This is a genomic window from Amycolatopsis sp. NPDC051758, assembly GCF_044453095.1.
Taxonomy (GTDB): Bacteria; Actinomycetota; Actinomycetes; order Mycobacteriales; family Pseudonocardiaceae; genus Amycolatopsis.
On record NZ_JBITCJ010000007.1, the window covers coordinates 424,627 to 437,011 of the forward strand.

The window sequence follows — 12,385 nt, forward strand, 5'->3', positions numbered from 1 at the left end:
GGCTTCGTGACCCTTAACCTTGCGTGATTCTTCGCTTTGAATCGCACTGGGGAGTGAGATGAAGTCGACGTCACCGCCGTGGTTTCCGCGCGCCCATTCGCCGTCGGGGGCCGTCACCGAGCGATGACGCAAGCCGGCTGCATCCACCGTTTCGCGGGAATCGCCCAGCAGTCGCCCGACCGGATCGCCGTGGTCGAGCACGACTCGGCGGTGACCTATGCCCGGCTGGCCGAGCTGGCCGGCGGGCACGCCGCCCGGCTGCTCGACGCCGGGGTCCGGCCGGGCGAGTTCGTCGGCCTGCTCACCGGGCACGGCACCGCCGCGATCGCCGCGATCCTGGGCACCCTCGCCGCCGGGTGTGCCTACGTCCCGCTGGACCCGACGTTCCCGCGGGACCGGCTCGCCCACCAGGTCGGCGCGGCGCGCGTGTCGGCCGTGCTCGCCGATCCCGCGCACGCCGATCTCGCGGAAGCCTTGTGCCGCACGGGGTCCGCGCGTGTCGTCCGGTCCGGGTCGGACACCGCGCCGCTGCCGGTGCCCGACCCGGACCCGGACGCGCCCGCCTACGTCCTGTTCACCTCCGGGTCCACCGGCACGCCGAAGGCGGTCGCGCAGACCCACCGCAACCTGCTCCACGTGGTCGGCAACCAGATCGCGACGCTCGGCATCACCGCCGCCGACCGGGTCAGCCTGCTGGCGTCCTTCGGCTTCGACGCGGCGATCCCGGACCTCTACCCGGCGCTGCTGACCGGCGCCACCGTGGTGCCGGTCGACGTCCGCGCCCACGGGGTGGCCCACGCGGCGCGCGAGCTCGCGCGGCACGAGGTGACCGTCTACCACTCGACGCCGACGGTCTACCGCTACCTGCTGGAGGCCCTCGACGGCGACCTGCCGTCGGTGCGGACCGTCCTGCTGGGCGGCGAGCAGGCCACCTACGCCGACGTCCGCCGCGGCCGCTTCGCCGCCGATTGTGTGTACGTCAACGGTTACGGCGCGACCGAGGTGACCTTCGCCGCGCAGCACCGGCTGACCGCCGCCGACGTCGATCCGGACACCACCGGTCCGTTGCCGATCGGCGCCGCGCTGCCCGGCTACACGCTCACCGTGCTCGACGGCGGCGAGCTCGAGGTCAGCGGCCGGTACCTGGTGGACGGCTACTTCGACCAGCCGAGCCCGGCCTTCACGACCGGCGCCGACGGCGTCCGCAGCTACCGCACCGGCGACCTCGGCCGGGTGCTGCCGGACGGGACCCTCGTCTGCCTCGGCCGGCTGGACCGGCAGGTGAAGGTGCGCGGGTTCCGCGTCGAGCTGACCGAGGTCGAGGCCCGGCTCGGTGAGCAGCCCGGAGTCACCGGGGCGCGAGCCGTCGTCCGGGACGGCGAGCTGCTCGCCTACGTCGTCCCGGCGCCGGACGCGCGCCCGGACGGGCCGGCGCTGCGGATCGCGCTGGCCGGCGTCCTGCCTGCGCACGCGGTGCCGTCGGCGGTGACCGTGGTCGCGGCGTTCCCGCTCACGGTCACCGGCAAGCTGGACGAGGAAGCGCTTCCGGACCCACGTCCGGCCGCGCCGGTGGTGGCCGGGCCGATGACCCCGGCCGAGCGGCGCGTGCACACGATCTGGTGCGCGGTGCTGGGCCACGACCGGATCGGCACCGGCGACGCGTTCTTCGACGTCGGCGGGCATTCGCTGCTGCTGGGCCGGGTCCAGCAGCGGCTGGCCGCGGAGTTCGGGGTCGACGTTCCGCTGCTCGGCCTGCTGGAACACCCGACGGTCGCGGCCCAGGCCGCGTACCTCGAACCGTCCACTTCGGACGAGCCACGCGTGGCGGCGGCCCCCGGCGAGGTGGACGAGCCCGGCAGCGACCTGATCGCCGTCGTCGGGCTCGCCTGCCGGTTCCCCGGCGCGCCGGACGCGGCGGCGTTCTGGTGGAACCTCTGCGCCGGCGCCGACACGATCCACGACTACACCGACGACGAGCTCGCCGCCCTCGGCATCGGCCCCGGCCTGCGCGCCGACCCCGCGCACGTCCGCGCCGGCGGCCGGATCGAAGGCGTCGAGGACTTCGACGCCGCGTTCTTCGGGTTCACCGGGGAAGAAGCGGCTCGCACCGACCCGCAGCACCGGCTGTTCCTCGAGACGGCCTGGCGGGCGTTGGAAGACGCGGGCCGCGACCCGGCGAAGGAACACGGCCCGGTCGGCGTCTTCACCTCGGCGGGGGTGAACCGGTACTTCCTGTTCCACCTGTTCGGGAACCCGGCCGTGACCGGCGACGTCGACCCCGACGACTGGGAAGGCCGGCTCCTCGGCCGCCAGCTCACCGACCACCTGCCCGGCCAGGTCGCCTACCGCCTCGGGCTGACCGGGCCCGCGGTGGCCGTCCAAAGCGCCTGCTCCAGCTCGCTGGCCGCGGTCGGGCTGGCCGCGCAGAGCCTCGCCGAGTACCGGTGCGACCTCGCACTCGCGGGCGGGGTGAGCATCACCTGGCCGCGGTACCGCGCGGGCGGGCTTGCCTCGCCGGACGGCCGTTGCCGGTCGTTCGACGCGGCCGCCGACGGCGCCGGCTTCGGCTCCGGCGCCGGGGTCGTGGTGCTGCGGCGGCTGTCCGACGCACTGGCCGACCGCGACCACATCCACGCCGTGCTGCCCGGCTGGGCGATGACCAACGACGGCGCCGAGCGCGCCGGGTACGCCGTGCCGGGGCCGGCGGGCCAGGCGGCGGCCGTCGCCGAGGCGCTGGCCGTGGCCGAGGTCGACCCGGCGGAGGTCCGGCTGATCGAGGCGCACGGCAGCGGCACCCCGCTGGGTGATGCCATCGAGGTGGCCGCGCTGAACCGCGTGTACCGGGACGTCCCGGCCGGCACGTGCGCCCTCGGCTCGGTCAAGACGAACATCGGGCACCTCGACGCGGCGGCCGGGGTGGCCGGGCTGATCAAGACCGTGCTTTCCGTGCGCCACGGCGTGATCCCGCCGAACCTGCACTTCACCGCGCCGCACCCGGAGGTCGACCTGGCCGGCGGGCCGTTGTACGTGCCCGTCAAGGCGGCCGACTGGCCGGAGGCGCCGCGGCGGGTCGCCGGGGTCAGCGCGTTCGGCCTGGGCGGCACCAACGTCCACGTGGTCGTCGAAGAGCCGCCGGCCACCGGGCCGCGGGTCACCGCCGACGGCCCGTACGTGCTGCCGGTGTCCGCGCGCGACGAGGAAGCCCGGCGCGAGACGCTTTCCGCACTGCGCGACCGGCTCGCCACCGACCCGCCCGACCTCGCCGACGTCGCCTACACCCTCGCGGTCGGCCGCCGCGAGTTCGCCTGCCGCGCGGCGGTGGTCGCGACGACCGCGGCGGAGGCCGTCGAAGCCCTCGACACGCTCCTCGCCGACGGCGGTGACCTGGCCGGGCCGCCTGGTGCGGCCCGTGAGCTGGCCGTCCGCTGGGTCGGCGGCGCCGACGTCGACTGGGCCGCCCGCCACGACGGCGCGGAGCCGGGCCGGGTGCCGCTGCCCGGCCACCCGTTCCGGCGCAGCAGGTGCTGGATCGACCCGCCGGTCCCGGGAAACCACCCGTGACCCGCAAGCTCCACCGCCCGGCCGCCACCGCGGTCCCGGGCCGCACACCGAACTGGGGAGTTCACCGTGACTGACACGTTGCCCGTCGTGGGCATCCACGGCCCGTCACTGTCCTATCCGGACACCACGGTCGCCGCACTGGTCCTGGCGCAGGCACGGCGGACGCCGGCCGCGCTCGCCGTGCGGCAGGGCGACGTCCGGCTCACCTACGCTGAGCTCGTCGCCGCGGCCTGGGGAGTGGCGGCCGCCCTGCGCGAGCGCGGCGCCGGCCCGGAGACCCGGGTCGGGATCTGTGCCCACCGGCGGCCCGCGCTGGTGGCCACCGTGCTCGGTGTGCTGCTCTCCGGTGGCTGTTACGTCCCGCTCGACCCGGGCGGGCCGCGGGCGCGGCTGACCGGGATCACCGCCGACGCCGGGGTTTCCCTGGTGATCGGGGACGCCGCGGTCGCCGAATTCGGCGCGGTGGAAGGGATCGAGGCGCTCGACGTGCCTCCGCCCGCCGCGCCCGGCACCTGCCCGGCCGGTCCGGAGAACACCGCGCACGTGCTCTACACGTCCGGCTCGACCGGACGGCCGAAGGGCGTGCTCACCAGCCACCGCAACATCGTCGCGTTTGTCACCGGGTTCGCCGCCCGGCTCGGCATCGGCCCCGGCAGCCGCGCGCTCGGCATCTCCTCACCCGGGTTCGACGCCTTCACGATGGACGTCTTCGTGTCGCTGGCCGTCGGCGGATCCGTGCAGCTGGCCGGCTCGGCCGACCGGGCCGACCCGGAACGGCTCCGCCGGTTCGTGGTCGAGCACCAGGTCGACTGGGGGTTCATCACCCCGACGCTGCTGTCGCTGCTCGACCCCGCGGATGTGCCCGGCTGGCGGACCATCGCCTGCGGTGGTGAGCCGGTGCCCGCCGATCTGGCCGCGCGCTGGCTGCCCGGCCGCCGGTTCTTCAACGTGTACGGCCCGACCGAGACGACCGTCGTGGTGGTCACCGACGAGGTCACCGGCTGCCCGGCCGACCCGCTGCCGCTCGGCACCCCGACGCCGAACCACCACGCCCACGTCGTCGGCGACGACCTGCGGCCGGTGCCCCCGGGTGAGATCGGGGAACTGCTCATCGGCGGGCCGGGGGTGGCCGCGGGTTACCTGGGCAGCCCCGAGCTGACCGCGGCGAAGTTCGTCGACGACCCCCGGGAGCCGGGGGAGCGGGCCTACCGCACCGGCGACCTGGCGCGCCTGCGGCCCGACGGCCGCCTGGAGTTCGCCGGCCGCGCCGACCGGCAGGTGAAGGTGCGCGGGCAGCGGATCGAGCTGGGCGAGGTCGAAGCCGCACTCGGCGCGCACCCCGGGGTCGACGCCGTCGCGGTCGAGGCCGTGCCCGGCCCCGGCGGCACCCGGCTGGTCGCGTTCCTGACCCCGGCCTCGGCACCGTCCGATGAGGATATCCGCGCGTACGCCGGCGACCGGCTCACCGAGGCGATGCGCCCGGCGGTGATCCGGCGGCTCGACCTGCTGCCGGTCAGCACCGGCACCGGCAAGATCGACCGGCCCGCGCTGCGCGCACTCGCCGAAGTCCCGCCCGAACCGGGGGAAGCCGAACCCGCGTCACCGGTGGCCCGGGTGTGGCGGCAGGTGCTCGGGGCCGGCGCCGGGCCGGACTTCCTGCTGGCCGGCGGCGACTCGATCGCCGCGATGCGCCTGGTCGCGGCCCTGCGCTCGGAGCTGGCCGCCGACGTCTCCGCCGAGGACGTCTTCGCCGGGCGGACCCTCGGCGGTCTCGAACAGCGGGTGGCCGCGGCCGCTCCGCTCGGCGGGCCGGGCCTGACCACCGGGCACGCGCCCGCGCTGTCACCCCCGCAGCGCCGGCTGTGGTTCCTCGACCAGCTCGCCCCCGGCTCGGCGCCGTACAACATCACGATGGCGTTCCGGCTGTCCGGCCGGCTGGACGTGGTGCGGCTGCGCGCCGCCCTGCGTGCGGTGGCCGAGCGGCACGCCGTGCTGCGCTGGCGGATCCGGCCGGTCGACGGCGTCCCGCACGCCGACTGCGTGCCGCCGGAGGACGTTCCGGTGCCGATGACCAGCCTGACCGAGCCCTTCCTCGCCGACCGGCTGGCCGTCGACGCGGCGACGCCCCTGCACCTCGACCGGGAGCCGCCGTGGCGGGTCCGGCTGTACGAACTGGGGCCGGACGACCACGTCCTCGGCTTCACGCTGCACCACGCCGTGTTCGACGGCTGGTCCCAGGACGTGTTCTGCGCCGATCTCTCCGCGGCCTACGCCGGTGCGTCGCTGCCGCCGCTCGTCGCGTCCTATGCGGACTACGCGGCGTGGCGTGCGGACCGGGACAGCCGCCGGGAAGCCGTGGACCTCGCCTGGTGGACCGAACACCTGGCCGGCGCGCCGTCCACAGTGGACCTTCCGCGGGACCGGCCGCGGCCCGCCGTGCAGACCTACCGCGGCGCGAGTGTGCACCAGGCGTTCCCGGACGGCGCCGTCGAGGCCGTCCGGGACCTCGCCGCGCGCACCGGGACCACCCGGGCCGGGGTGCTGCTGGCGGCGTTCGGGCAGCTGCTGCACCGGCTCACCGGCGGGGACGACCACCTGGTCGCCACCGTCGTGGCCGACCGGCAGCTCCCCGAGACCCAGGACCTCGCCGGGTTCTTCGTGGACATCCTGCCGGTGCGGTTGCGGGCGGACGACAACGCGGACTTCGCCACGCACGCCCGGCGCGGCGGGGCCGAGCTGCTGGCCGCGACCGCGCACCCGGCGGCGTCGCTCGACCGGCTCGTGGAGGCGCTAGGCGTCGGCCGGGACCCCGCGCAAGCCCCGCTGGTGCAGGTGATGGTGAACATCCTGAACTTCACCGAGCCGCGCCTGGAGCTGCCCGGGGTGCGGGCCGGCTGGCTGCCCGTCGCCAAGCCGGGCTCGCCGTTCGACCTGACCGTCTACGTTCTCGGCGACGGCGTCGAGCTGCTCTACAACCCGGACCTGTTCGACGCCGCCCGGATGACCGCGCTCGCCGCGGACTACGCGGACCTGCTCGCCGGGCTGGCCGCCGCGCCGGACCGGCCGGTCGGGAGCTGCCTGCCCGCGACCCCGCGGCCCTCGGTGCGCACCGCCGCGCCGGACGCGATGACCCGCGCGCGGCCGGCGCCCGCGCCGGAGGTCACCGACGTCGCCGTGCTCGCCGCCACCGAGGCGGTGATCGCGCAGGCCTGGCGAGAAGTGCTCGGCGTCGAACGCGTGGGGGTCACCGACAACTTCTTCGACGTCGGCGGCCATTCGCTCGCCCTGATGAAGGTGCACGCGCAGCTCACCGACCGGCTCGGCCGCCGCATCCCGGTCGTCGAGCTGTTCAGCCACCCCACGGTCCGCGCCCTGGCGGCCTACCTGCACGCCAGGCCCGCAACCAGCCCCGAGCTCGCCCGCGCCGCCGAGCGGGTCGCCGCCCGCCGGGGGCGCACCCCGTCCAGAAGACCCCGCCGCGGTGCCGGCACGACCGGCCAGGAACAGGAGCAAGCCCAGTGACCCACGACCCCGAACCCGGCGCCGAGCCGATCGCCATCGTCGGAATGGCCGCCCGCGTCCCGGGCGCCGGCGACCTCCGGCAGTTCTGGCGCAACCTCGTCGACGGCGTCGAGTCCATCCGGCCGGCCACCCGCGAGGAGCTGCTGGCCCGCGGCGCCGACCCGGAAACGCTGGCCGATCCCAGCTGGGTCAACGCGACGACGATGGTCGACGGCTTCGACGAGTTCGACGCCGAGCTGTTCGGCATGACCAGCCGTGAAGCGGAGATCACCGATCCGCAGCACCGCGTCTTCCTCGAAGCCTGCCACTCGGCACTCACCGACGGCGGGTACGACCCGGCCCGCTACCGCGGGGCGATCGGCGTTTACGGCGGCACCGGCCGGACCGGCTACCTGATCGAGAACCTGCTGCGCAACGAGCGGGTGATGGCGTCGCAGCACGGCGGCATCGGGATGTCGACCGGCAACCAGCCGAGCTACCTGACGACGTCGGTGTCCTACAAGCTCAACCTGCGCGGCCCGAGCCTGTCCGTCCACACAGCCTGCTCGACGTCGCTGGTCGCGGTGCACCTGGCCTGCGAGGCGCTGCGCAACGGCGAGTGCGACATGGCGCTGGCCGGCGGTGTGAACCTGGAGATGCCGCACGGCATCGGGTACATGGGGGTCGAAGGCTTCACCTCGCCGGACGGGCACGTGCGCGCGTTCGACGCCGGCGCCAACGGCACGGTGTGGAGCAGCGGCGTCGGGGTGGTGCTGGTCAAGCGGCTGGCCCAGGCCCTGGAAGACGGCGACCACATCCGGGCGGTGGTGCTCGGGAACGCGATCAACAACGACGGCGCCACGAAGGTCGGCTTCTCCGCGCCGAGTGTCGCCGGGCAGACCGAGGCGATCGCGCAGGCGGTCGGGATGGCCGCGGTCGACCCGCGCTCGATCGGCTACGTCGAGGCCCACGGCACCGGGACCGCGCTGGGCGACCCGATCGAGATCACCTCACTGTCCACTGTGTACGGTCACGGCGTGTCGGACACCGGCTGGTGCGCCATCGGCTCCGTGAAGTCGAACATCGGCCACCTGTCCCAGGCCGCCGGCGTGGTGGCGCTGATCAAGACGGTGCTGGCGATGGAACACGGGCTCATCCCGCCGACCATCAACTACGAAGAACCCAACCCGGGCATCGACTTCCCGCGCAGCCCGTTCTACCCGGCGCGCACCGTGACGAAGTGGGAGGCGGCCGCCACTCCGCGCCGCGCGGGTGTCAGCTCGTTCGGCGTCGGCGGCACCAACGCGCACGTCGTGCTGGAGGAGGCGCCGGCACCGCAGCGCACCCACCGGCCGCACCCGGCGCAGCTGCTGCGAGTCTCCGCGAAGACCGCGGAAGCGCTGTCCGCGGCGGTCGAGCGGCTCGCCGACCGGCTGGCCGGAGACGTCGACCTCGACCTCGCCGACGTCGCGCACACCCTCGCGGCGGGACGCACCGAGTACCCGCACCGGGCGGCGCTGGTCGCCCGAGACCCGGAGGACGCGGTGGACGGCTTGCGCGACCCGCGCCGGCTCCTCACCGCTCAGGCGGACGAGCTCAAGGTGGCGTTCCTGTTCTCCGGACAGGGTTCGCAGTACGCGGGGATGGGCGCCGAGCTGTACCGCAGTGAGCCCGTGTTCGCCGCGGCCGTCGACGAGTGCTGCGAGCTGGCCGGCGTCGAGGGCCTGAAGGAGCTGATCTTCGAGCGCGGCGGGGACGCGAAGCTGCGCGAGACCCGGTTCACCCAGCCCGCGCTGTTCGTCGTCGAGTACGCGCTGGCGATGCTGTGGCGCAGCTGGGGTGTGCGGCCGGGAGCGATGATCGGCCACTCCGTCGGCGAATACGTCGCGGCCACCGTGGCCGGGGTGTTCACCCTGGCCGACGCGCTGCGGCTGGTCGTCCGGCGCGGTGAGCTGATGCAGGCGATGCCCGCCGGCGCGATGCTCGCCGTCCAGCTCGACGAGGAGTCCGTCACGAAGCGGCTGCCCGAAGGGCTTGCGATCGCCGGGGTCAACGGGCCCGGCACCTGCGTTGTCGCCGGTCCCACCGAAGCCGTGGCCGATTTTGCCGCCCTGCTCAAGTCCAGTGACGTGCAGTGCCGCGAGCTGGTGACGTCGCACGCGTTCCACTCGCCGATGATGGACCCGATCCTCGCGGAGTTCACCGAAGCGGTCGCCGCGGTGCCGCGCTCGGCGCCCGCGCTGCCGTTCCTGTCGAACCTGACCGGTGACTGGATCACCGCCGACCAGGCCACCGACCCGGCGTACTGGGCCGCGCACCTGCGGCAGGCGGTCCGGTTCGGCGACTGCGTCCGGACGCTGTTCGCCGGGGGCGAGCGGTGGACGCTCGTCGAGTGCGGGCCGGGCCACCAGCTGGCCGGGCTGGCCCGCGGCCAGGTGCCCAAGGGCCTGCCCGCGCCGCAGCCGAGCCTGCCGGGCCGCACCGAGCGTGACGGCGACGTCGAAACGCTCCACGCGGCCGCCGGTCTGCTGTGGACGCACGGAGTGCCCGTCGGCCTGATGACATACGGGCGCCGTGTTCCGCTGCCGGGCTATCCGTACGCACGCAAGCGGTACTGGGTCGACGCCGACCCCGCGGGCACGGCCGTCGAGCCGGTGCGGCCGAGCGGACCGCTGCCTCTCGAAGAGTGGTTCGCCGTCCCGTCCTGGCGGCAGGCCGGGCCCGAGCTGCGGCGCGAGCCGTTCACGTCGTGCCTCGCCTTCGTCGACGACGACGTCGTGGCGGGCCTGCTGCGCGACGCCGGGGTCGTGGTCACCGAGGTCCGGCCGGGTGCGGGTTTCGCCGCGACCGGAAACGGGTTCACCGTCCGGCCCGGCGCCCGCGCGGACTACGACGAACTGGTCGCCGCGCTCGGCACCCGTCCCGAGCGGGTTGTGCACGCGTGGGCGCTCGGCGGCGCCGAGACCGGGATGGCCGCCCAGGACCGCGGGTTCTTCAGCGTCCTCAACCTCGTCCAGGCGTGGGGCGAGCCGGTGCGGCTCGACGTGCTGAGCACCGGCACCGCCGACGTCACCGGCACCGACCTCACCCGGCCCGAACACGCGACCCTCGCCGGCATCGCGCGGGTGCTGCCCCTGGAGGTCCCCGGCACGGTGGTGCGGCGGATCGACGTCGAGTCCGCGTCCGCGGAGGTGGTCACCGAGCTGTTCGGCCCGGCGGACGCCGCGGCCGAGGTGGCGCTGCGCCGCGGCCGTCGCTGGGTTCTCGAGCACACGCAGCTCACGGTCCCCGAAGCAGCGCCGCCGGTGCTGCGCGAAGGCGGCCGGTACCTGATCACCGGCGGCACCGGCGGCATCGGTGTCACCCTCGCCGAGGACTTCGCGCTGCGGGTCCGGGCGAAGCTGATCCTGCTGACCCGCGGTGGGCTCCCGCCGCGGGAGGAGTGGGACGCGCACCTCGCCGCACCCGGCGGCACCGACCGGGCCGGGCGCGCGATGCTCGCCGTCCGGCGCATGGAGGCCGCCGGAGCGATGGTGCACGTGCTCGCCGCCGACGTCACCGATCCGGCGCGGTTGCGGGAGGTCCGCGAGCTGGCCGAGCGTGAGTTCGGCGGGCTGGACGGCATCGTGCACGCGGCCGGGCTGCCCGGCGGTGGGGTCGCCGAGGTCAAGGAGCGAGCGGCCGCCGAAGCGGTGCTCGCGCCGAAGATCGCCGGCACCCTGGCGCTCGCCGGGGCGTTCGCCGACCTGCCGATGGACTTCGTCGCGCTGTGCTCGTCGGTCACCGCGGTGTCCGGCGACTTCGGGCAGGTCGACTACTGCGCGGCCAACAACTTCCTCGACGCCTACGCGCGTGGCGACCACGGCTGGCAGGCCCGCGTCGTCTCGCACAACTGGGGTGGCTGGGACGAGGTCGGGATGGCCGCCGAGGTCGCCGCGCCGACGGCGATCCGCTCCACCCGCACCCGCGCCGACGACCCGGTCGCGCACCCCGTGCTCACCACGCGCACGGGCGGCGACTGCCACGGCCTGGTCTCGGCGGCCGGGCACTGGCTGCTCGGTGAGCACCGGATCGCCGGCGTCCCGGTCGTGCCGGGCACCGGCCACCTGGAGACGGTGCGGGCCGCGGTCGAAGCGGCCCTGCCGAAACCGGGGGACGACCACGTCGTCGAACTGCGTGACGTCGCGTTCCTGGAGCCGTTCTCGGTGCCCGAAGGCACCACCGCGGAGTACCGGGTCGGCTTCGACGGTGACGGCTTCGCGGTGACCAGCCGCGCGGCCGGGGTGACCAAGGTGCACGTCCGTGGCTCCGCGGGCTGGGTCCCGGCGCCGTCGACGTCCACTGTGGACCTCGACGCGGTGCGCGCCCGGACGGACGTGCTCGACGACGGCAAGGCGTTCGGCACCGGCCGGACCAGCATGGTCACCTTCGGCCCGCGGTGGGCCGCGCTGCGCACCCACCACGTCGGCGAGCACGAGGAGCTGGCGTCGCTCGTCGCACCCGAAGCGGCGGCGGGGGACACCGGCTGGGCACTGCACCCGGCCCTGCTCGACGTCGCGACCGCGTTCGGCCGCGGCCGGGGGAGTGGCACCTACCTGCCGATGAGCTACGGCCGGGTGGTTGTGCACCAGGCGCTCCCGGCGAGCTTCCACAGCCACCTGCGGTATCGGGACGGCGGGGGTGACCAGGTGGTCGCCGCCGACCTGACGCTGTGCGACGACAACGGACGTGTGCTCGTCGAGATCGAGGACTTCGTGCTGCGCCAGGTCGACGAAGGCGCGGTCAGCGGCGGGCTCGCGGCCCCGGTCGCGAAGTCCACTGTGGACTCGGAGTCGGCCGGGATCCGGCCGGTCGACGGCGCCGAGGCGTTCCTGCGGGCGCTCACCCCCGGCCTCGGCGGGCAGGTCGTGATCAGCACCCGTCCGGTGCGCGACCTGTTCGACCGCCGGGTCACCGCCGAAGGGCTGGAAGAACCCGAAGCGGCAGTCGAGCCGGCGGCGCCGCTCGCGACCGACGACTACGTCGCCCCGCGCACCGACCTCGAGGCGGAGATCGCCCGCCAGTGGGCCGAGGTGCTCGGCGTCGAGCGCATCGGCATCCACGACGACTTCTTCGCCCTCGGCGGCAACTCGCTCGTCGCCATCCAGCTGATCGCGCAGGTCCGCAAGACCACCGGCGCCCGGCTGGCGATGAAGACGCTGTTCGAATCCTCCACGGTGGCCACGCTGGTCGAGCGGATCGAGGAGCTGCGCGCCGGCGCCGCGGCCGCCGCCGAACCCGCCCCCACCGCCATCCCCAAGCTCGAGCGCTGAAGCAGGAGACC

General features: G+C 75.0%; 3 protein-coding genes. All 3 read left to right on the forward strand.

Annotation, left to right across the window (positions count from 1 at the left end; genetic code table 11):
• The first annotated feature begins 123 nt into the window (after positions 1-123).
• Complete coding sequence (locus tag ACIA5G_RS32355) at positions 124-3,561, forward strand: AMP-binding protein (RefSeq protein ID WP_395930060.1); 3,438 nt, start codon at positions 124-126, stop codon at positions 3,559-3,561.
• A gap of 66 nt (positions 3,562-3,627) precedes the next feature.
• Positions 3,628-7,083: an amino acid adenylation domain-containing protein gene (locus ACIA5G_RS32360; RefSeq protein WP_395930062.1), complete on the forward strand. Its 3,456-nt coding sequence runs from the start codon at positions 3,628-3,630 to the stop codon at positions 7,081-7,083.
• On the forward strand, positions 7,080-12,374 hold the full coding sequence (locus ACIA5G_RS32365; protein ID WP_395930064.1) for an SDR family NAD(P)-dependent oxidoreductase: 5,295 nt from the start codon (positions 7,080-7,082) through the stop codon (positions 12,372-12,374). Before ACIA5G_RS32360 ends, ACIA5G_RS32365 begins: the two co-directional genes overlap by 4 nt.
• The last annotated feature ends 11 nt before the right edge of the window (positions 12,375-12,385 follow it).